Source organism: Methanoculleus sp. 10 (assembly GCF_913757945.1).
Lineage (GTDB): Archaea > Halobacteriota > Methanomicrobia > Methanomicrobiales > Methanoculleaceae > Methanoculleus.
The window spans coordinates 285,159-305,273 of sequence record NZ_CAJYDP010000004.1 but is presented as its reverse complement, the minus strand read 5'-3'; the positions used below and the strand labels follow the sequence as shown (position 1 = coordinate 305,273).

The 20,115-nt window shown below is 63.9% G+C and carries 19 protein-coding genes; 9 read left to right on the top strand and 10 right to left on the bottom strand.

What is annotated here, in order from left to right:
• Positions 1–1,112 (top strand): archaeosine biosynthesis radical SAM protein RaSEA (locus tag QZ408_RS06830; RefSeq protein ID WP_292490484.1); only part of this gene is annotated, 1,112 nt, incomplete at its 5' end.
• A gap of 180 nt (positions 1,113–1,292) precedes the next feature.
• Here the strand turns inward: QZ408_RS06830 and QZ408_RS06825 are convergent.
• From QZ408_RS06825 to QZ408_RS06790, 8 genes are all read right to left on the bottom strand, one after another.
• Positions 1,293–3,440, bottom strand: coding sequence for a bi-domain-containing oxidoreductase (locus QZ408_RS06825; RefSeq protein ID WP_292490482.1), 2,148 nt, complete (start codon positions 3,438–3,440; stop codon positions 1,293–1,295).
• A complete protein-coding gene (locus QZ408_RS06820) occupies positions 3,437–4,624 on the bottom strand; it encodes a hypothetical protein (protein ID WP_292490481.1) in 1,188 nt (395 codons plus the stop codon). The genes QZ408_RS06825 and QZ408_RS06820 overlap by 4 nt, the downstream gene beginning before the upstream one ends.
• Entirely contained in the window at positions 4,609–5,817 is a 1,209-nt protein-coding gene (locus tag QZ408_RS06815) for a glycosyltransferase family 4 protein (RefSeq protein WP_292490479.1), read from the bottom strand. The genes QZ408_RS06820 and QZ408_RS06815 overlap by 16 nt, the downstream gene beginning before the upstream one ends.
• A gap of 75 nt (positions 5,818–5,892) precedes the next feature.
• The gene (locus QZ408_RS06810) at positions 5,893–7,266 is read right to left on the bottom strand and encodes a nucleotide sugar dehydrogenase (RefSeq protein ID WP_292490478.1); all 1,374 of its coding nucleotides are present in this window, start codon (positions 7,264–7,266) and stop codon (positions 5,893–5,895) included.
• Between the two features lie 21 nt (positions 7,267–7,287).
• Positions 7,288–8,367, bottom strand: coding sequence for a UDP-N-acetylglucosamine 2-epimerase (non-hydrolyzing) (gene wecB, locus QZ408_RS06805; protein WP_292490499.1), 1,080 nt, complete (start codon positions 8,365–8,367; stop codon positions 7,288–7,290).
• Positions 8,368–8,406: 39 nt separating this feature from the next.
• Positions 8,407–9,564 carry a glycosyltransferase family 2 protein gene (locus tag QZ408_RS06800; RefSeq protein WP_292490477.1) on the bottom strand — a complete coding sequence of 386 codons (1,158 nt, stop codon included), beginning with the start codon at positions 9,562–9,564 and terminating at the stop codon, positions 8,407–8,409.
• A 463-nt stretch (positions 9,565–10,027) separates the two neighbouring features.
• Complete coding sequence (gene truA / locus QZ408_RS06795; protein WP_292490476.1) at positions 10,028–10,831, bottom strand: tRNA pseudouridine(38-40) synthase TruA; 804 nt, start codon at positions 10,829–10,831, stop codon at positions 10,028–10,030.
• On the bottom strand, positions 10,828–11,493 hold the full coding sequence (locus QZ408_RS06790; RefSeq protein ID WP_292490475.1) for a PHP domain-containing protein: 666 nt from the start codon (positions 11,491–11,493) through the stop codon (positions 10,828–10,830). The genes truA and QZ408_RS06790 overlap by 4 nt, the downstream gene beginning before the upstream one ends.
• A gap of 43 nt (positions 11,494–11,536) precedes the next feature.
• On the opposite strand from QZ408_RS06790, the gene QZ408_RS06785 reads away from it, so the two are divergent.
• The 6 genes from QZ408_RS06785 (at position 11,537) to QZ408_RS06760 (ending at position 17,585) form a co-directional block, all read left to right on the top strand.
• Positions 11,537–12,961 (top strand): dihydropteroate synthase-like protein, encoded by a 1,425-nt coding sequence (locus QZ408_RS06785; RefSeq protein WP_292490474.1) that lies wholly within the window; start codon positions 11,537–11,539, stop codon positions 12,959–12,961.
• Between the two features lie 223 nt (positions 12,962–13,184).
• A complete protein-coding gene (locus tag QZ408_RS06780; RefSeq protein ID WP_292490473.1) occupies positions 13,185–14,120 on the top strand; it encodes a fasciclin domain-containing protein in 936 nt (311 codons plus the stop codon).
• A 108-nt stretch (positions 14,121–14,228) separates the two neighbouring features.
• Entirely contained in the window at positions 14,229–14,600 is a 372-nt protein-coding gene (locus tag QZ408_RS06775) for a Mov34/MPN/PAD-1 family protein (protein WP_292490471.1), read from the top strand.
• Positions 14,597–15,040, top strand: coding sequence for an FAD synthase (locus QZ408_RS06770; RefSeq protein ID WP_292490470.1), 444 nt, complete (start codon positions 14,597–14,599; stop codon positions 15,038–15,040). Before QZ408_RS06775 ends, QZ408_RS06770 begins: the two co-directional genes overlap by 4 nt.
• 25 nt (positions 15,041–15,065) lie before the next feature.
• Positions 15,066–15,746 (top strand): small multi-drug export protein, encoded by a 681-nt coding sequence (locus QZ408_RS06765; RefSeq protein WP_292490468.1) that lies wholly within the window; start codon positions 15,066–15,068, stop codon positions 15,744–15,746.
• Positions 15,747–15,983: 237 nt separating this feature from the next.
• Positions 15,984–17,585, top strand: a complete 1,602-nt coding sequence (locus QZ408_RS06760; protein ID WP_292490466.1) for a PAS domain S-box protein — start codon at positions 15,984–15,986, stop codon at positions 17,583–17,585.
• Between the two features lie 119 nt (positions 17,586–17,704).
• On the opposite strand, the gene QZ408_RS06755 is transcribed toward QZ408_RS06760, so the two are convergent.
• The gene (locus QZ408_RS06755; protein ID WP_292490464.1) at positions 17,705–18,403 is read right to left on the bottom strand and encodes a SprT family zinc-dependent metalloprotease; all 699 of its coding nucleotides are present in this window, start codon (positions 18,401–18,403) and stop codon (positions 17,705–17,707) included.
• A 124-nt stretch (positions 18,404–18,527) separates the two neighbouring features.
• Here QZ408_RS06755 and QZ408_RS06750 point away from each other — a divergent pair, with 124 nt between their 5' ends.
• Entirely contained in the window at positions 18,528–19,091 is a 564-nt protein-coding gene (locus tag QZ408_RS06750) for a hypothetical protein (RefSeq protein ID WP_292490463.1), read from the top strand.
• A gap of 158 nt (positions 19,092–19,249) precedes the next feature.
• On the top strand, positions 19,250–19,522 hold the full coding sequence (locus QZ408_RS06745) for a hypothetical protein (RefSeq protein WP_292490461.1): 273 nt from the start codon (positions 19,250–19,252) through the stop codon (positions 19,520–19,522).
• Here QZ408_RS06745 and QZ408_RS06740 read toward each other — a convergent pair.
• A complete protein-coding gene (locus tag QZ408_RS06740) occupies positions 19,519–20,007 on the bottom strand; it encodes a DUF61 family protein (RefSeq protein WP_292490460.1) in 489 nt (162 codons plus the stop codon). The two genes, QZ408_RS06745 and QZ408_RS06740, sit on opposite strands and share 4 nt — an antisense overlap.
• Positions 20,008–20,115: the final 108 nt, after the last annotated feature.

Genomic DNA, 20,115 nt, shown 5'->3' with positions numbered 1-20,115 from the left:
TGGACGAGATACGGGCATTGGCCGGTGGTCTGCGCAGGCAGAACGGGTCCGTCCCGGGTGATCTCGATTTCACCGTTCCCATCGGCTGGGAGGAGCGGATCGGGCATCTTGACGATCGGCCCATCAGGCGATTGATCGTCTTCCTCCGCTCCACGGGTTGCGAGTGGGTTGAGAAGACCGGGGGATGCACCATGTGCGGATTTTATTGTGCGACGTCCCGGGGCAGGGCGGTCTCGGCGGAGGAGTACGTCGCACAGTTCGAGTACGTGATGGACGCCGTCGATCTCGGGGACTACCCGGTCGTCTCGATCTACAACGACGGAAATATCTTTAACGAGCGCGAGATGCCGGCTGCCGCTATCGAAAAGATCTGCTCATACATCGACGGCTACAAAAACATAAAGAAGGTGGTCGTCGAGTCGAGGATCGATTATTCGCCCGACGAGCACGTGCAGAAGATGAAGAAGGCCTTAGGCGGGCGGCAGCTCGAGGTGGCGTTCGGGTTTGAGTCCGCAGACCCGCAGGTGATGAACCTCTGCATCAACAAGGGGTTCTCGGCCCATAACTTCGATCTCTTCCATTCGAGGATGCGGGGTATGGGTGTTCTGACAAAGCCGCTCCTTCTCGTCAAACCCCCGTTCCTCACCGATGCGGAGGCGGTAGACGATGTCCTCAGGACCGTGGCCTACTGTGTCTCCCGTGGGATCGAGTATGTTGACCTCGAGGTGACGACGGTCGAGAAGAACACCGTCGTGCACGAACTCTGGAAGAATAACCTCTACCGGCCGCCGTGGCTCTGGAGCCTCGTCGACCTCCTGCAGGAGTGCCGGGAGCGGTTCGGGGACCGCGCCCATGTCTATGTCAGCCCCTGGACCTACTCGGTCGAGTCTCTCGACTGGGCCCGGAACTGCGGGAAGTGCGATGCCGAGCTCGGCAAAGCGATCGAGCGCTACAACTGCCATTTCGATACGGCGGAGTTCGAAGGGCTGGACTGCTCGTGCCGGGATGACGGGTGGCGGGAGGCCGTCGAGAGACAGGACCCCCGGACGATCCCGGAGAGGATCCGCGAGCAGCTCGCGTACGTGCGGAATGCCCGGCTCTCGTCTCTGTAAAATCTTCTCACGCCCATATTTTCATTGCAAGCCTCCCGCTGAGCCGAGGGTATATGAGGCCCGGACTCTCCCCGGTTGCGATGTTCTGTAAGGAACGGAGTTTGAGATGTACGAAGTTCTTCGAGAACGCGAAGGGGACGCCAACGATCGCAGCTAAAATAGGCGATGTCCGGGAGTGTTTCAGAGCCCGACCCGCCCGAGATCGATCTCTTTAGGCGCGCCGGTATCGATCGACTCCCACGCTTGAAACGTCGCAAGCGTCGTCGCGACGCTGCCGGCGAAGTCCGCCTCCTCTCCCTTCACGAACGCCAGGAGCTCCTCGGCAAACCCCTTCTCCTGGGCGAGCCACCGCCTCTCCCTCGATACCTTCCCGCCCCGCCGGAGTTCGAGGTCGCGGAAGTCGGTGATCCTCCCGACGGCGTTGTCGCAGAAGACCTCGACGGTCTCCTTTGAGTAGGAGCGGTCGCCGAGCGTCGTGTAGGTGACGGTGCCGAGCGACCCGTCGTCGAACGCCAGCGTCGCCTGGAAGTTGTCGTACTTCCGGAGGTTCCCGGTCGGCTCGATCGCCCGGGCGTAGACCTGGACTGGTCGTGCCCCGGTCATGTACTGCATGAAATCAATGAAGTGGCAGCATTCCGATATCAGCATCCCGCCGCCCTGCTCGTCGTCGTGGACCCAGTGTCCGGGCGGGATCTGCCCGGCGTTGACCCGGTAGTGCAGGACCATCGGCGTCGCCCGATTGCCGAAGAACTCCTTCATCCTCCGCGCAAGCGGGGAGAAGCGCCGGTTGAACCCGACCATCAGCCGCTTTCCGGACTCGTTGTATGCCCGGACCACCCCCCGGAGCCCGTCGATCTCCGTTGCAAGGGGTTTCTCCACGAAGACGTCTTTGCCGGCACGCAACGCGTCGATTGCCATGGGGGCGTGCAGGTCGTTTCGGGTCGCGATCAGCACCGCATCGATCCCGGGGTCGTCGAGGATCGTGCGGTAATCGGTGGTGCAGTAGGCAAAGCCGTACTTCTTCGCGACCGAGTGCGCCGAGAGCCCCGTCGCGGTCGCGACTCCGCCGAGGTTCACCGGGAGCCCCGGGAGGTTCGGGTAGAGGGCGCTCTGGGCGTGGACCCCTGCGCCGATACACCCGATCGTCCGCGCCCCGGCCGGCGCCTCCCGCCTCCGGGCCTCCGGCTCCGCGAGGCGGGTGACCGTGCCGGCGGCGCCCGCGCCGTTCGGGCTGTACTGCAGGAGGACGCCGATATACCGCTCTTTTCCGGTACTGATGAGATTGTAGGCCTCCGGTGCGCTATCGAGCGGGAAGGTGTGGGTGATCAGGTGGTCGAGGTCGATCTTCTTCTGCTGCACGAGATCGAGAAACGCCTCCATGTTCCTCCGCTCCGTCCACCGGACGTAGATCGGGTAGTCGATCCCCCGCTCCTCGTAGTTCCGGTCGTAGCGCCCGGGGCCGTAAGACCGGGAGACGACGACCTCCGCCTCCTTCTCGTAGAAGACGTCGCGGGGCACGTTCATCCCTACGTTCCCGACGACCACGACCCTGCCCTTATCCCTGACCAGGCGGCCCGCGGTCTCGACGGGGGCGCTTGATGGGGTGGCCGCGGTGATGACGACCGCGTCCGCTCCGAACGGCGAGAAGACCTTCATCCTCTCCGTGAGGCCGTCGTAGTTCGAGATGGCATCGGCACCAAGTCGCGCCGCGAGCGCGAGTTTCTCCCGGTCGATATCGATCCCGATCACCCGGCACCCCGCGGCTTTGAGGATCTGGACGGTAAGGAGTCCGATAAGCCCGAGCCCGATTACCGCGACGTTTTCGCCCACCGTGACCCGGGCGTTCCGGATGCCGTGCATCGCGATCGACCCGACGGTCGTGAACGCCGCCTCCCTGAAACTGACGCCGTCCGGAACCCTGACGCAGAGGTTCTTTGGGACCGCAACGTACTCGGCGTGCACCGCATACCCGGCCCCGGCGCAGGCGACGCGGTCGCCGACCTCGAAATCGTCGGTCCCGGTCCTGACCACGGTGCCGGCACAGCTGTAGCCGAGCGGTTCAGGCTTTGTGAGGCGGCTCATCGCCTGCCGGTATGCCGGGAGGGGGCCGTCCGTCCCGATCTTCTGGAGAACCTTCTTCACGTCGTCGGGGCGCGACCTCGCCTTGCCGACGAGCGACTGCCCTGCAAGGTTGATCAGCGAAGACTCCGTGCCGGCGCTGATGAGGGAGTAGGCGTTCTCAACAACGACTCCTTTCGTTACGGCGGGGACGGGAACGTCCTCCACCTCGATGGACCCTGATTGCAGGTCGAGTAATACCTGTCTCATCTCTTTTCCCCCCATATCCCTGACTGGCTGAGGCAATCGAGCATCTCTGACGTCATGAAGAGATCGGGAAAGTTCCTCGATGGCTCCACGGTCGACGGCCTGATCCCGAGCACCCGGCAGAGGGCCTCAAACGTTCGCGTCTCCGCAGTCGAGCTATGGCGCCTGCGGGCGACCTCCCGGTACATGCCGTAGCCGAACCGGAACGCCCGGTGCCGGAGCGGGTATCCCCCAAGCGACGCGGTCTTTGCCGCCGCCGCGACCGAAAGAGGGAGATCGCTCCAGGAGCCCGGCTCCCACCGGGGCGCAAGACCACGGACGTTCGCATCGAGCCAGTTGAGGCAGAGGTCGGCGTGCTCCCGGTAGCGGCCATCCAGGCGGGATGCGTAGGCAAAGGAGGCCTGGGCAAACGCGTACGCCCCGCTGAGATAATAGGCGAAGGAGAGCCCGCTTCCCGACCAGTCGAACCTGCCGTCGGGGCGCTGGGCGGCCGCGAGCCACCGGGCCCCCTCCGCGATGCTCCGGTCGATCCGGTCGTCCCGGAGCACGTCGTTTATCTTTGCCAGGTAGTAGATCGTCACCCCCTGGTAGTGGATGCAGGGGAGGTCGAAGACGTAGGCGTAGGTCCCCTTATCGACGGCATAGGGGTAGACACCACCCCGCTGGTGGGAGACGACGTTCTCCGCCGCCCGGAGAGCAGCCGCACGGGCGTCCCGGTCATCATACCGCTCCGCGTACCGGGCGAGGAACGCCCCACAGGAAGCGTCGACGTTCAGGTGGTCGGCCGTATATCCCGCGGATTTCAGGAAGTAGCCTGGACGCCTCTCGGATGCGAGGACGAAGTCCCGGGCCTTCTCGACCGCCTCTTCGTGGCGATACCGGTCCGCCGCCTCGAGGAGCGCGTCGCCGATGATTGCGGTGATCAGGGCTGAGGGTTCGTTGTAGTTGACGTGGACCTCGTTCCATGACCCGTCAGGGTTCTGGCAGGCCGTGACGTAGTTCAGGATCGGGCCCACCAGCGGGTCGCCGCCGGAACGGAGCATCGCCTTACAAACCTCAGCGTGCACGCGGTTCCGGACGACCGGAAAGACCGGGTCGCGGATGTACGCCGTCTCGCCGTCGACGACTAAAAGCTCCCGGACCGTCCCGCCAACCCGGGAGAGAAGCGACGTCAGGCGCCCGTCCATGTCATCCTCTCGATATGCTGCTTCAGTTTCAGGGCGATCGCTCTGCGGTTGTAGTGCTCTGCGACGTACTCCCGTCCCCGGCGGCCCATCTCCTCCATCCTCCCCGGGTCGTCAAGGAGCGAGGAGAGCGTCGCGGCGATAGCCTCCGGCGTGTTGCCGGCGATGACCCCGGCCCCCGACTCATGCGCGAGGTGGGCGATCTCGCCGTCCCCGCAACCGAGGAAGGGCAGCTCGCACGCCATATATTCGTAGGCTTTGGTGGGAGCGGCGTACTCGAGGTTCGCGAGCCTCTTCAGGGGCGCCACCCCCACGAGCGACTCGGAGAGCAGCCGCGGGATCTCCTCGCGCGGGAGGATGCCTGTGAAGATGATCGAGTCGGTCAGGTTCTCGGTCTTCACCATCTTTTCCAGGTACTCCCGTGTGTCGCCGTCGCCGACGATGAGGAATTTCAGGTTGTAGGTGCCGTTCATCGACTTGACCGCGAGAGCCACCTTATCGAGGTCCTGGGCGTGCCCGACGTTGCCGGCGTAGATGATCTGCCGCTTCTTTTCGCCGTTCGTGGGGCGGAAGAGATCGGTATCGACGCCGTTCGGCATCAATTCCATGGGGGCCGTGACCCGGTAACGGGACGCGATCCTCCGGCCGAGTTCTTCCGTCGTGACGCCGACAAGGTCCGCCCGCGAGAGGCAGAGCTGCTCGAACCTCCGGCTCAATTTCTCGGAGATGCTCCCCTCCTTCAGGAATCCAAGACCGATCGATGCGTCGATCCAGAGGTCGCGGATATCGAGGATCCACTTTGCCGACGACGTCCGTTTCAGGGCATACCCCGGGAGCCCGGTGAAGAGAGGGGGTGCGGACGTGACGATCACGTCGAACCGATCCCGGGCAAAGAGAAGCCAGAGCGCGGCGTGGAGCGGGAAGAGGAGGTAATACGCCATCCTGCTCAGGAACCCGGGGTCCCCGGATGCCGGTTGCCACGTCCAGAGACGCACAACCCGGACACCGCCGACCTCCTGTACGTCGGATCGACGCCAGGTACGCTGGAACGAACCGGTGGGAAACGTGGGATGGGGCGCAAGCACGGTCACGTCGAAACCCAGGTCTGCCAGGTGCGCGGCGGTATCGTGGATACGCGATGCGTTTCCTGATTTCTCCGGTGGGAAGTGCTGTGATACGATGCATACCCGCTTCATGGAACTCCTCGTGATGTCAGATTGTATTTGCAAAGACGGATTGCGGCTCCCTCCCCCGCCGCTCCGGGCGGGGGGTTAGAGGAACCCCTCCCGCCCGTTCGGAGAGAGCAGAGAAATAGATGGCGGTGACGTGGGTGTGATCGGCCGCGCCGGGTTCGCTGGGTACAGGCCCGCCGAAGGCATAACCTCGCCGAGCGGCACCGGCTGCACCGATGAACCGTCACCCAGCACCCTGACGGCAAAACCCTGATCGGCCCACTTCTCGTGGTCGAGTATGTTCCTCGCATCGATGACAAGTTTCGTTCGCACCCGGAGTCTCGCAGGATCGATCGTGCGGAAACAGTCATGATCGGCGAGTACGACGATGCAGTCGCTCCCGGCAGCCGCATCCGCCACATCCATAAGTGGGTGCGGGAACTCCCCCACGTGGGGGTCGTGGCACCTGATGGCGTACCCCTCGTTCTCGGCGAGCTGGATGAACTTAAACGCCGGGCTCTCCCGGGTATCGCTGATGTTGCCCTTGTAGGCGACGCCGAAGATGGCGATCGTCGGATCCCTGGTGCCGGCAAGCAGGTTGCGGGCGACATGCAGCACGTAGTTCGGCATGGAGTCGTTGACCTCCCGTGCCGTGGAGACCATCCTGCACCGTGTAGAGTTCTCGGTCAGGAACCAGGGGTCGATGGCGATGCAATGCCCTCCCACCCCGGGGCCGGGGTTCAGGATGGAGACCCGGGGATGTTTGTTTGCAAGAGTGATGGCCTCCCAGACGTTGATCCCGCACTCCTCCGCGAGCTGGGCGAACTCGTTTGCGAGCGCGATGTTCACATCGCGGCAGGTGTTCTCCATCAGTTTGACGAACTCCGCCGTCCTCGTATCGGTCTGGTAGATCTGCCCGCGGACGAAGGCCTGATAGATAGAGATCGCCCGGTCGGTTGAATCCCGGTCGTACCCGCCGATGATGCGGCTGTTCTCCGTCATCTCCTGCAGGGTCCGCCCGGGTATCGCCCGCTCGGGACAGTGGGCGTAGAGGAAATCCCCGATGGATATGCCGCTCTTCTCGAGCCTGGGGATCACGACCCGTTCGCTCGTTCCAGGCGGGACGGTCGATTCGAGGATGACCAGGTTCCCCTTGGCGAGGTGGGGGGCGATCGAGTCGGCCGCTTTCTTGACGTATGAGAGGTCGGAGACCTTTGTTGCCTGGTCCAGGGGTGTCGGTACGGCGATCAGGAAGACGTCCGCGGCCTCGGGCCTGGTCCTCGCGACGAACCGTCCTTCTGCCTCACGGTACAGGTCTTCGAGCCCCGGTTCCCTGAACGGGAGGTTTCCGTGGTTCAGGTAGTCCACCACGCTCTGTTTCACATCGACACCCACAACATCCGCCCCGTGAGCGGCGAACAGCAGCGCGGTCGGCAACCCGATGTATCCTAATCCCAGTACACAGATCTTCATGTGCATTATCTCCTCGTGCGGTTATTGGGACCGTGCTGCCGCACAGACCATGACGATCATCTTTCCGGCAATACCATCCCCGTAGGGGTTCTCCCAGCCACGCTTCCGGGTAGCCGCCGAGCGAACCCCCTCAAGGATCTTCCCTGAGTCGGCACCGACCAGGATGTTCGATCCCACCTCCAGCGTCTCGGGCCGCTCCGTGTCGTAGCGCATCGTCGCGCAGGGAACGCCGAGAATACAGGTCTCTTCCTGGACGCCGCCGGAATCGGTCAGCACGACCTTTGCCTGCGACTCTAACTGCAGGAATTCAAGGAACCCGAAGGGTTTGGTGAGGTTTAACCCATCGACGCCGATGCCGAGCTCCTTGATCCTTTTTTCGGTCCTCGGGTGAACCGGGAAGACGACCGGCAGGGCGAACTCCTTCTGCACCCCCTCAAGCCCTTTCAGGATCCCCTTGAGCCGTGCCCGGTTGTCCACGTTCTCCTGCCGGTGGGCGGTGACGAGGAAGTATTCGCGGGGTTCGAGGTCGAGGTCTTTGAGGATGCTGACCTTCCTCCTCGATATATCGAGGTTCTGGTAGACCGCGTCGACGACGGTGTTGCCGGTCACGCAGATCTTCCTGTCCGCGATGCCCTCCGCGAGGAGGTTCTCCCGGGCGTTCTCCGTCGGAGCGAAGAGGTAATCCGATATATGGTCGGTAAGCACCCGGTTGATCTCTTCCGGCATCCAGCGGTTGAAACTCCGGAGACCCGCCTCGATGTGTCCCACCCGCACGTGAAGTTTCGACGCGGCGAGAGCCCCGGCCATGACAGTGTTCGTGTCCCCCTGCACCAGGACGAGGTCGGGCGCCTCCTTCACGAGGACGTCCTCGACGCCGGTCATGATCTTCGCTGTCTGGCCGGCCTGACTCCCGGAACCCACGTCAAGGTTGTAGTCGGGGTCCGGGAGTTCAAGTTCCTCAAAGAAGAGCCGGTCCATCTCGTAGGTGTAGTGCTGTCCTGTATGAAGGATGAAGTAGTCGAGGCCTCTCCTCTCGCATTCCCTGATGACCGGAGACATCTTGATGATCTCCGGCCTTGTTCCGAGTATTATTCCAATCATTCTCCGCTCCTCCCCTGTATCGTATCTCATCTCCCCTCCTCACTCCCGCAGTCGTGCAATGAGAGCGAGCATCAGGCCTACGATGAGAGCGACGGTCCCCGGGATCAGGAAGAGAGATGCAAGCATCCCCTGCTCGATCGCGATGAGACCCGTCTCATTGAACCCCTGGAAGAACTGAAGAAGGAGAAACACGCCAGCGAGGATCGCGGCAAGTCCGGGGAGCCCGATATGCAGGAGGGGTTTTCTCTCCACGGCGAGCCAGAATATCGATCCGAGCACCTCTATCGCGTGGGATACGGGGTTCTTTGTGGACGTACTGAGATCGCCGCCGTACTTACAGTTGATCGGCGTCTCCCCGACGCGCAGGCACTTTTCCTGGGCTGTTCTGAGCATCTCTGACTCGGTCGAAAAATCATCCTTTTTCAGTCCGTTGAGCATCGCCTCCATGGTCGTCCTGTTCAGCGCACGGAACCCGCACTGGGAGTCGGTGATCGAACTGCCATTGCTTGAGGCGATGTCGAGCACGGCCCGGCCGAACCTCCGGTAAAAGGGCATCTGGTCGAAGGTCCGAAAGCCGATGACGAGATCGGCGGTATCGGTGAGGATCGGTTCGACCAGGAGGGGTATCTCCCTGGGGTTGTGCTGACCGTCTCCGTCCATGAAGACCAGGCAGTCATAGTCGTGATCGACCGCGTACCGGAGAGCGCTCCTGATCCCCCGCCCTTTTCCCATCTGGGCCCCGTGCGAGATGACGGTCGCTCCGGCATCCCTGGCGACCTTTGCGGTGCCGTCCGTGCACCCGTCATCTATCACCAGGACTTCGTCAGCGTGCAGCCGGGCCATCAGGACGACTGACCCGATGGCGATCTCTTCGTTGAAACAGGGGATCGCCGCGAGGGTCCTCATCCCGCCTGACCGGCGGGATGGGATGGCGGTAGTATCAGCGGTTTCGTCCATCACCCGCCGGTACCCCGGGGCCGTCGGCATCCTCAGCGGGTTGACCTGCTCCTGGACCTCGCAGCGGAGAGCGGGGATATCCATCGCGCTCCCCTCTCCGAGTTCCCGGGGTATATGCCGTTCGATCCATCTGTCTGTCTCTGCATCAATGAACTGCGGCAATGGCACAGTTGTCTCTTCGGCGAACCACCCCTCATGGTGAGCGGGTGGTCTCGCCCGAACCGGATCCTTGTCGTACATCCACTTTCCCCTCTTGACGTACTGAAACGGGACTGTGCTGGCATATATTAATAGGTTATTATTAAGCTTTAATCCTTAACAAAACGGTAAAATAAGCTAATTTTGCTTTACAATGGGGGCCTTAAGGGGCCGCCGGACTAGTTAAATGCTTCTGTCCTGAGGCCGTGACTCATGGCCACGTATCGATCGAAGATTGCAGGTCCTTATGCCACGATTCCGGCGGCACCGGGCTATCGCATGTTTTGTTATCCGGAAGGCTTAAGGTTAGCTTTCCCGGGTAACAGGGGGAAAGCCCGATTTACCCTGCCGCACCCCCTTTAGGGGATTCGCTGTCTGCGGTCGGATCCTTTTTAATCGGCGGTGATGAGAAGGACTCGTTTCCCGGTAGCCTCTGCCCTCGGTTTGCCGCATCAGGAATGTTTATATCTGTGCTTCGGCTGCCGCCGAGATCGGCGGGGGCGGATCACCCCGGCGGTTCCCCTCCCGGCACAAGGCATGTGGAGACCTCCGCCATGAGCGTGTGGTAGCGGTGACGGCCGACCGGGTACCGGCGGCTCTTCTCGTCGGCGGGAAGCGGCGTAAAGGAGATCCCGTACTCGATCTCCCAGAGGATCAGCCCCTCCGGGGGAGCGGCAGGGAGCCTCTCGTCTGCCGGTCCCGCAAGGAGCCGGGCGATCTCGCCTCGGCCCGCCTCCTCCTGCCCCACCCGTTCGAGCGCCGTTGCCATGCACCGGACCATATTCCAGAGGAAGCTCTCCCCGGTCACCTCAAAGACGGCAAACAGCCCCTCCTCAAAGACCCGCGCCGCAAGGATCCGCCGTTCGGGGTTCCGGTCGCCGGCGCGAGAGAACGATGAGAAGTCGTGCAGCCCGACGAACTCCTGCGCCGCTTCGTGCATGGCAGCGGTGTTGCCGGGCGCGGGGAAGAAGTAATAGCGATAGGTCCTCGATATGGCGCTGTACCGGGGGTGGAACCCCTCCGGCACCACAGCCCACGCTGTGCACCAGATGTCCTCCGGGAGCACCTGGTTCAGCCTCTCCACCGCCCGCTCCGGCATATCGGTCGCAAACGAGCAGACCTGACCGCGGGCATGCACCCCGCGGTCGGTGCGGCCGGCGGTGGCGAAGTTTGCCGTCCGACGGTCGTCGAAGAGATGGAGGCGCCTCGCCGCCGCGATGAACTCGCCCTCCACGGTGCGGAGGAGAGGTTGCACCTGCGAACCGAAAAAGTGGTCCCCGAAGTACGAAAAGCGGAACGCCAGATTCATCGTTGTACCGTTCGCCGAATCCGCTGGAGAGCGCCCCTGAGGGACTGGTGGGTGTAGGTGTGCAGCGGGGTCATCCTCCCTCCCGCCATCGTCCGCCCCTCCCGGATCGCGGAGAGGATGGAGGCTGCATCGGGCTCGGCCGTGACGTACGTGACCCCGAACCCGACGTACCGGGCGTTGTGGGCGTCACTTCCGGCAACCCCGGGTTTCCCGAATCTCCGTGCAATGACCGCGGCCTTCCGGTTCGCCGACCCGGTGATGTAGCGGCTGTTGAAGACCTCCACGGCATCCACCGCCCCGATACCGGCCGCAAGTTTCCTCCCGACGCCGTGGCGCCAGCGGTGGTAGGGGTGCGGGAGGATCAGCAGGGCTCCCCGGGCGCGGGCGAGAGTGACGGTTTCGAGGAAGTCAAGTCCTGCCGGCAGGGGTTGCGTGACCCCGAGAGCGAGCAGGTGGCCCTGCCGCGTCGATACCTCGGTCCCCGGGATCACGGTCACGGGGGTGCTGCACCGGAGGGCGTAGCGGGCGCCTTCCACCGTGTCGTGATCGGTGATCGCGACGGCATCGAGACCGACTGCCTCCGCTCGCTCCAGGATTTCCTCGACACTGCTCTCTCCGTCCCTGGAGAACCTGGTGTGGACATGCAGATCGCACCGCAGCATGAGATCAGATTATTTGTCACCCGCTGAATAATAATTGAAGTGTATGCGCATCCTCCTCCCGACCGGGTTGGCAACGGTCGCAATCGTGAAGGCGGCGGCTGAGCGTTTCCGCGGCCGCTACGAGATAGACGTGGTGGTTACCGGCGAGATCGCATCGTTCCTTACGCCCGGCGACCTCCTGAGGCTGCTTTCCGGCCGCGACTACGATATGGCGGTCGTTTCCGGGATGTGCACCGCATCCTTTGCCGATGTCGAACGGGAGACCGGCGTCCCGGTCTACCGGGGCCCGCGGCATGCCGCCGACCTCCCGCTGGTCCTCGGCGTGCTCGATCAGGTCAGTCTCTCAAAGACCGTCCCCGCCGACGACTTCCTTGCAGAGACGCGCCGGAGAGAGGCCTGCCGCCAGGTGGCGCTCCGGGAGGCCGAGGCGGACGCCGATTTCATCATCCGGGGCAGAAAGATCGGCGGAGGCTCACGGATGAAGGTGCTCGCGGAGATCATGGACGCGCACAGGCGCGACGATCTCGTCGATGAGGTCCGCCGGTTCTTTGCCGACGGGGCCGATATCGTGGACCTGGGGTTCGGGTTCGACGCGACCCCGGGGGACGTCGAGCGGTGCTTTACAGCCCTTGAGGAGATCGAAGGGCCTCTGGCGGTCGATACCCAGGACCCCCGCCTCATCGCTGCGGCGCTCTCCCGCGCTGACCTGGTCCTCTCCCTGCACGAGGGAAACATCCCCGTCGTCGGGGCGGCGGTCGCGGATGCCGGGGTGGCGGCGGTCGTGGTGCCGCGGGAACGGACGCTTCAAGAGAACCTGGCGGCGGCAACGGAGGCCGGGATCTCCTGCCTGATCGCCGACCCCCTCCTCCAGCCGGTGGGCTCCGGGCTCACCGGCTCGCTCTCCGGTTTCCCGCATCTCCCCTGCCCGCTCTTCTTCGGGGCGGGAAACGTCGTCGAACTCCTTGACGCCGACTCCACGGGTGCGAATGCGCTGCTCGCGGGTATGGCACACGAGGTCGGCGCCGCCATCATCTTCACGAGCGAGCACAGCGACAAGACCCGGGGATCGGTGGCGGAGATGCGGCGGGCAACCGATATGATGGCGCTGATGACCGACCGCCCATACCCCAAAGATCTCGGGCTCGATCTCCTGGTCCTGAAAGAGAAACGGCGGCGGCGCGAACCCCCGCTGGAGTACGGGAGCGTCACGGACGCGTATCCCGCGCCCGACGAGATCGTCTACGACCCTCTCGGGTGTATCCGCATCGGCATCGAGGAGGATTGTATCGTCGCGGTCCACCGGGGCCGCGCCGTGCGGGGGAGGCATTGGGAGGACGTCTTTCACACACTCCTCGCGAACGGGAGCCTCTCCCGGCTCGACCACGCCGCCTACCTCGGCAAGGAACTCTTCAAGGCGGAACTTGCCATCCGGCTGCGGCGGAGCTTCGAACAGGACGGGCCGTTCTGAGCAACCGGATCCCGTGTTTTTTCCCTGGTGGCGATGGCCGGACCCGGTTGGAGGTTCCGGCAGTTTCCCCGAATATAATAACTATTATATAATATGCCAATTATTTCAAACCCCGTGCAGCGGTGAGCGGCACGCTCGCCGGAGACCGAAGGCCGCCGGGCTTCATCTCCGGGGATGATCGGTTGCTCTCCCTGTCAGGATTCATAAGCGTGGTGAAAACTGCATGAGAAGAAATCCAATCATACTCGGGCTTGTAACGGCCCTGGCCATCAGTCTCGTCGCCCTGCCTGCCCTGGCGGCGACTGCCGGCGTCGAGATACTGGGCGGATCGTACCATCCCGCCTCACTCACCGTCGAGAGCAACACAACAGTAACCTGGACGAATCACGACCCCATCAGCCATACGGTCACGAGCACGGACGGATTCTTTGACTCCGGGCCGATAGAGCAGAACGAGACGTTCAACTACACCTTCACCGATACGGGGACCTACCCCTACGGCTGTACGCTCAACGTCTCGCAGCAGCGGACGCCCATGCAGGGCGTCGTCATCGTCGTTCCGGAGGGGATGGCGGTCGGCGCGGATGGGAACAGGACCCCCGGGGGGGAGCCCGGGAACGTGACGCTTGCCGATCAGGTTGCCGGGAATGAGTTCCTGACCGCCTTCGGCGAGGCTGTCGGGAAGGCCGGTCTCACGCAGACGGTGCTTGCCGCCGGCGGGCCGTATACGGTGTTTGCACCGGACAATGCCGCCTTTGCGGCTCTCGGCAACGAGACCGTTGCAGCGCTCTTAAACGACACGGAGCTGCTGGATACCCTGCTCATGCACCACGTGGTGAGGGGGGCCTATACCGTGGAAGACCTGATGGCGAGGGCGAATGCCACCGGGAACGAGACGGTTCTCCCGACGCTCACCGGGGATAACCTCACCGTCAGCACGGCCGACGGCAACCTCACGGTAGAGAACGCCACGATCGTCACACCCGATATCACGGCCTCAAACGGTGTCATGCAGATCATCGATACGGTCCTCGTTCCGCCGGGTCTCGTGCTGCCGGAAAACCTGACTCCGGTAGAAAACCAGACTCCAGTGGAAAATCAGACCCCGGTGGAGAACCAGACTCCGGATGCCCCGCCGCCGGGACGGGTCATCCCTTAAACGCCCCCTTTTTTCCTCCGGGTTCCGGACGGGCCGGGTGCTCCGGCCGGGTATGGCATATGCCGGACGCGAGGGCTTATGTTTACTTCCCCCAAACTATTCAGTAGAATGGCTATACGCGGGATCAGCAGGGATCTGCTTGCGATGCTCTTCGAGCTCGGGCGGGAGCATCACCCAAACGAGTTTGTTGCCGTGTTGCGGGAGCGGGACGGCATCATCCGGGACCTCGACCTGGTGCCCGGCACCATCGTCAGGGAAGAGAGCGCCTCGTTCTTCATCGACATGCTCCCGCTGGACATCCACCAGGCCGGCAGCGCTCATAGCCACCCGAACGGCGTCCTCTCGCCGTCGCCGGCGGATCTACGGTTCTTCCCCACGGTAGGGCGGTATCACATCATTGTCGGGTATCCTTACGGGGAGCGGGACTGGCGGAGTTACCGGGCGGACGGTCGCCCCGTCCGCCTCGAGGTGGTCGGATGATCCGTGTGGTCGCAACGGGCACGTTTGACATCCTCCACCCGGGGCACCTCTACTACCTTGAAGAGTCCCGGAACCTCGGCGATGAACTCTCCGTGATCGTGGCGCGGGATGCGAACGTGAAGCATAAGCCAAGGCCAATCCTCCCGGAGGACCAGAGGCTCCGGATGGTCCGGGCATTAAAACCGGTCGATCGTGCGCTCCTTGGCGACCTCCACGACATGTTCAGGCCGATCGCGGAGCTGGAACCCGATATCATCACGCTCGGGTTCAACCAGCACTTTGACGAGGAGAACCTCCGGCAGAGGCTCCGGGAACGGGGACTCGGCGCGGATGTCGTCAGGATATCGGGGTATCCCGGCCCGCTTGCGAGTTCCTCGAAGATTGTCGAGCATATCCTGAAGACCCGGGGGCCCACCCCTCCCGCCGGCGGAGAGGGGTGACCGGGGGAGTTCCGGGCGGCGGTTCATGCGGCAGACCGGCGTATGGGGCGACGACGGGGTTGACGACCGGGCGACCCCGCTCGCGATCTCGGTCCCGTTCCTGCTCTGCGGGGTTTTTCTTGCCGCTGTCGGGCTTTTCCTCCCGGCGGAGCAGTGGTTGCTGCTCGTCGGGATGATGGTCGCTTACATCGTTCCACCGCTCGGTCGGGAGACGATCATCCCGCTCAGCATCCTTCTTGGCATCCCCTGGTGGCTGATCGCGCTCACCCTGGCGTTCCTGGACTTCGCCGGCGGGCTCTTCATGGCCTGGAACTTCCCGCTGGTCCTGCGCGTGCCCTATGTCGGCCCCCGGGTCCGGCGGTTCGTGACGGCGGGCCGCGCCTACCTGGACCGGCGGCCGTGGCTCGAACGGCTCTACTTCGTCGGGCTCATCGCCTTCGTGAGCCTCCCCTTTGACGGGTCGGGGAGCATCGTCGGTTCCATCCTCGGGAGGATGCTCGGGATGACGAAGACCGAGGTCCTCTCCTGCATCACCATCGGCGGTATCATCGGCAGTTTCACCATCGCCCTTGGGATCGACTATATCGTGAACCTCGTCCCGGCAGGAGCCGGGACCTGGGTGTCGGTTGCCGTCTTCCTCCTGATCGGGACCGCGCTCCTGGTGATGTACCGGAGCTATTCGCGAGGGTGGGGGGCGAACACCTGATTGCCTCCCCCCGGCCGAGAGCTGGCAGTCCTCTCCCCGTCGCCTGAACATGTGCCCGGTGGCCGGGAGCACGATCGCGGCCGCGGATTGCCGGAACTCAAATGGAAAAAATGATATAGTGCGAGGGATTGATCATCCTATCCGCTCCGGGCAGGAGATCCGGAGCGCGGCAGCGTGCGGCCCCATCCCGGGAGGGAGGGACTCGCGATCCCGCGGGCCGCCCGGGACGATCAGGACATGGAACCGCATACAGTGAAGAGTTTCGCGGCCGGCGAACCTCGAGGACGACCGGTGGGCGATCAGGACTCGCAGAGAGGCGAGACTCCCGTCCCCGCCGGGGACGTTACCGCTGCGGTGCTGCAGCAGGTGGCCGAGACATCGCTCTCCGGGACCTGCATCGCCGACCGGGAAGGGCGCATCGTCTTCGCCAACGCTTCACTGCTTGCCATGTGGGGCTACGACCCTGAGAGCCTGGTCGGAAAATCCGTAGATATCCTCTGCCCCTCCCCGGGGGAGTGGCCGGACTGGACCGGCCAGGCCCTCTCTGCCGGCCGGTGGACCGGGACGGTTTCCGCCCGGCGGGGAGACGGGTCGCTCTTTGACGTCCGGGTCTCGATCAGCACTGTTCGTGACCCCGGGACGGGGTATCCCTGGCTCCTCCTCTCGTGCCCTGACGTTGCCGCGCAGCAAAAACCGGAGGACCCGCCCGGTCAACGCCGCAGCCTCGAGCGTGCCGTCGCGGCGATGCCCGCACGCTTCATGGACCCCATGCAGATCGATCCGGCCATCGACGACTCGCTCCGGGACCTCGGCCGTGCGTGCGGGGCATGCAGGGCCGGCCTCACCCTCTTCAACGACGCAAGGACGCTCCTTGGCACAACGCACGAGTGGTGCGCGCCGGGGCAGAGACCCCGGCGGGGGGAGTTCCAGAAGATCCTCCCGGGCGATCTCCCCTGGTGGGCCGGCCGGGTCCTGAACGGCGAGACGGTGTATGTCGACGGAGCGCCCGGGGAAGGGCGGCCGCGGAGAGAGGAGCGCGAGTTCCTGAAGCGGCACGGTGTCACCGCGGCGCTGATGATCCCCCTCCGGCTGAACGGGGTGGTCGTCGGCTTTGTCGGATTAGACCGGAACACCGGCGATGCCCGGTTCGTGAACGAGGATATCGCCCTCCTCCATGCCGCCGTCCACATCATCGCGAGCGCACTCGACCGGAAGCAGTCCGAGTACATCTTCAGGGAGTCGGAGAACCTCTACCAGATTGTCCTTGACGCCATCACCGACGCCGTCATCGTCGTCGACACCGGGCTCACCCTCCTCCTCGCAAACGACGCCTTCATCGCCTGGTGCGAAGAACACGGGCTTGCGACGAACGTCGTCGGGAAGGATATCTTTACCGTCCTGCCGTTCCTCCCGCCCTCCGTGAGGCAGCAGTACGAGCGGGTCGTGCGGACCGGGCGGCCGCTGACGTCTGAGCGGTCTCTCAGGTTCGGCGATCAGACCGTGACTCTCCGGGAGATGCGGATCCCGATCATCGAGCACGGCGAGGTTGCGCGGATCATCACCGTCGTCCGGGACATCACTGCCCAGAGGGAGGTTGAGGACCTGAAATCGAAGGCCTATGCTCAGGTCGAGCGGAACATGGAGCAGTTTGCTCTGCTTGCCGACCATATCAGGAACCCGCTCCAGGCGATCATGGGGCGCGCAGAACTGCTCGACGACGCCGGGGCGACGGAGAAGATCCGACAGCAGGTGCAGCGGATCAACGCGATCATCGACCAGCTCGACGAACGCTGGGCGGAGTCGCGCAAGCTCTCCATGTTCTGGCGGAAGTACTCCTGAGGCAATCCTGCCGGGGCCCTTCGTGCGCCGAACCGCCTTCATCTGCGCGTAGCGGACCGGGGCACCTGAGTGTCCCTGCACACCCCGTGGTGTGCAGGATTATGAGATATTCGGGGGCATTAGCCCGGGACCTCCCGCCCGGCGCTCTGGATCGAGCCCCAGACCCGGTTTCGTTCGAGGATGACCCAGTAGCGCCGGAGCTCGCTCTCCGCTGCCCGGTACCCGGGGTAACGGTCGCCGACGAGGAGCCAGAAACGCTTCGAATGATTCCGCTCGCGGAGGTGGGCGGCCTCGTGGACGACGATGTACTCCCGCAGGGGGTCGGGGAGGGCTACGGTGCGCAGGTTGATGTTCAGGTTGCCAAGCGACGAGCAGCTCCCCCACCTTGTCTTCTGGAGTTTCACCATGATCCGCCCTGGCCACGGATCGGTAAGGTCTGGATAGGCCTTGAGCCGGTCCAGGACCTCCTCCTTCAGCATCCCGGAGAGGCCCCTCCTGAGGGCGGGGACGGACGGGAACGCGACGGTCTCCCGGGTCTCGTCGATCGCAAACCCGGCGCCGGGGACCGGGCGGTAGAACCGCCCGTGCAGGAGGAGCCGGTCCTCCTTCCCGCGCCCTTTGGCGGCCAGCCGATCGAACTCCTCGCGCCGCTCATCGATCCAGGCCGCGTTGCGCCGCAGGAATCCCCCGACGTCGAACGACGGGGGAGCGACCACCCGCAGGGTCCCGTCCGGCCGCACCTGGAGGCGGGCGGACCGCACTGCCTTCCGGATGATGGTCGTACCCTCCGGGACGCTCCCCTCTCTTCCCCGGTTCATGGTACCAGTACTTGGGCGGCGGCCGGAAAAATCCCGCGATCCGGCACGCTCCTATATCTGATGGCACCAAAAAAGTACGGTAGGGCTCCCGCTCGCGGGAGGGCGGGTGCAGAGGATGGCAACAATGAGGGAGAAAGAACTCAAGATCGGCGATATCGCATACCTCACCGGGATCTCCGAGCAGGACGTCCGGACGCTCATCCGGACCTACGACAACCTCTTCACCTACCGGACCATCGGCCCGGTCAGGCTCTTCCCCGAAAAAGCGGTCGCAATCGTCCGTGAAATCCTGGAACTCTCCGGGAAAGGCCTCGCGCCCGGGGAAATCGCTGAAGAGGTCGGCACCGGCAGGAGACCGGCCGCACCGGAGGAGCCGGCGGAAGAGGTCAGCAGGACCGGCGTAGCGCTCCCGCCGGGGGTGGTGCTCGACCTCCCGGTGATGCAGGATACACTGGCCCGTCAGGAACGCCGGATCGCACGCCTGACGGACGAACTCGAGCGGGAGCGGGAACTGAGGAAGGAGGAGGTCGCCCGGCTCCAGGAGGCCGTCGATCGCCTGCAGGGGGACCTTGATGGGCAGCAGGAACAGCTTGCGGTCGTCGCGGAGTGGGTGGCCTACTTCGACCGGCAGATGGATGAGGTCTCCCGCCCGGTGCTTGAGCGGATCCGGCGGACGCTCAGGAAGTGAGACGATCCCGGGCGGTCACCCGGGGTCTGCGTTCCGGGCTTTCGGGTGCATGGCCGCCGGCCGTTCACCACTCCTATAGAGCGTCGATAACATAATATAGCACTCAATAGCAAGAACTTAGCAAATTTTATATACAATCCCCGCTACCGGCACGCGAGGTGATCGAGATCCATCAGCAGAAGATGGCCACTGCATTGACTGTTGCCATTCAGGTCCTTGCCCTTGCCGGGTTCGTTGCCTGCATCGTCGTCGGACCACAGGACCGGCCGTCTCCCATAGGTATGCCGGACTTCACGGTCAGGCACGTAGAGGACCGGCCGGAGAGCACCTTACCGGCTGTATACCTGATTGTCGGCCACCCGGTTGAGGGCGGGCCGCCGCCGGGTACCGGGGTGGTCGGCCGCCCCGGAGAGAACACTCTCTCTTTTTAACCCATAACGATCTGCATCGCCGTCGGATACCTGTTCATGATTGCGTACACGAGAGGTTTTGCTATCCAGAGTCTCCCACCCTGCATCCTCCGGAGGGGGCTGATCTCCTCGAGGCTCTGGAGGGCCTGCATCGCAGCCTCATCCGCAAGGAAGAAACTATCCGGGACCGTGGAGTCAAAGTAGAAGAGGATCGGGAGCCGGAGCCGTCTCTGCAGCTCCGCGGGGAGGGCCTGCTCCAGCCGGAGGAGGACGTCACGGTCGAACCCGTACTCGCTGCCGCCCTTCGTGACGGACGATGGGTGCTCCTCCGAGAGGAGTCCGGAGAGGCGTTTGCGCTCTGAAACGACGCCGTCGTTGATCCTGCCGATCTCAAGCCGCATCCACTTTAAGAGGGTCGACTCGTCGCCTGCTGATGGTCGATCGGGCATAACATATACTCCGGTGATGACCCGTTCCCGGCCCGGGTACCCATCAGTCATCGTCATACGGTATATACCTCTGGCCCGGGGGGGTCCTCCGGAACCCGGGAGGTCTTCCCGAACTGCCGGAATAACGACATACCTCCAGTCGTCCGGAGCAAATACGGCTGAGCT

Excerpts from the sequence above, each read along its gene's own strand:
- QZ408_RS06810 (WP_292490478.1), bottom strand. The coding sequence starts at position 7,266 with ATGAAGATCTGTGTACTGGGATTAGGATACATCGGGTTGCCGACCGCG.
- QZ408_RS06820 (WP_292490481.1), bottom strand. The coding sequence starts at position 4,624 with ATGGACGGGCGCCTGACGTCGCTTCTCTCCCGGGTTGGCGGGACGGTC.
- QZ408_RS06770 (WP_292490470.1), top strand. The coding sequence starts at position 14,597 with ATGATCCGTGTGGTCGCAACGGGCACGTTTGACATCCTCCACCCGGGG.
- QZ408_RS06815 (WP_292490479.1), bottom strand. The coding sequence starts at position 5,817 with ATGAAGCGGGTATGCATCGTATCACAGCACTTCCCACCGGAGAAATCA.
- QZ408_RS06790 (WP_292490475.1), bottom strand. The coding sequence starts at position 11,493 with ATGCTGCGGTGCGATCTGCATGTCCACACCAGGTTCTCCAGGGACGGA.
- wecB (WP_292490499.1), bottom strand. The coding sequence starts at position 8,367 with ATGATTGGAATAATACTCGGAACAAGGCCGGAGATCATCAAGATGTCT.
- QZ408_RS06750 (WP_292490463.1), top strand. The coding sequence starts at position 18,528 with ATGAGGGAGAAAGAACTCAAGATCGGCGATATCGCATACCTCACCGGG.
- QZ408_RS06780 (WP_292490473.1), top strand. The coding sequence starts at position 13,185 with ATGAGAAGAAATCCAATCATACTCGGGCTTGTAACGGCCCTGGCCATC.
- QZ408_RS06775 (WP_292490471.1), top strand. The coding sequence starts at position 14,229 with ATGGCTATACGCGGGATCAGCAGGGATCTGCTTGCGATGCTCTTCGAG.
- QZ408_RS06755 (WP_292490464.1), bottom strand. The coding sequence starts at position 18,403 with ATGAACCGGGGAAGAGAGGGGAGCGTCCCGGAGGGTACGACCATCATC.
- QZ408_RS06765 (WP_292490468.1), top strand. The coding sequence starts at position 15,066 with ATGCGGCAGACCGGCGTATGGGGCGACGACGGGGTTGACGACCGGGCG.
- QZ408_RS06740 (WP_292490460.1), bottom strand. The coding sequence starts at position 20,007 with ATGACGATGACTGATGGGTACCCGGGCCGGGAACGGGTCATCACCGGA.
- QZ408_RS06825 (WP_292490482.1), bottom strand. The coding sequence starts at position 3,440 with ATGAGACAGGTATTACTCGACCTGCAATCAGGGTCCATCGAGGTGGAG.
- QZ408_RS06760 (WP_292490466.1), top strand. The coding sequence starts at position 15,984 with ATGGAACCGCATACAGTGAAGAGTTTCGCGGCCGGCGAACCTCGAGGA.
- QZ408_RS06800 (WP_292490477.1), bottom strand. The coding sequence starts at position 9,564 with ATGTACGACAAGGATCCGGTTCGGGCGAGACCACCCGCTCACCATGAG.
- QZ408_RS06785 (WP_292490474.1), top strand. The coding sequence starts at position 11,537 with ATGCGCATCCTCCTCCCGACCGGGTTGGCAACGGTCGCAATCGTGAAG.
- truA (WP_292490476.1), bottom strand. The coding sequence starts at position 10,831 with ATGAATCTGGCGTTCCGCTTTTCGTACTTCGGGGACCACTTTTTCGGT.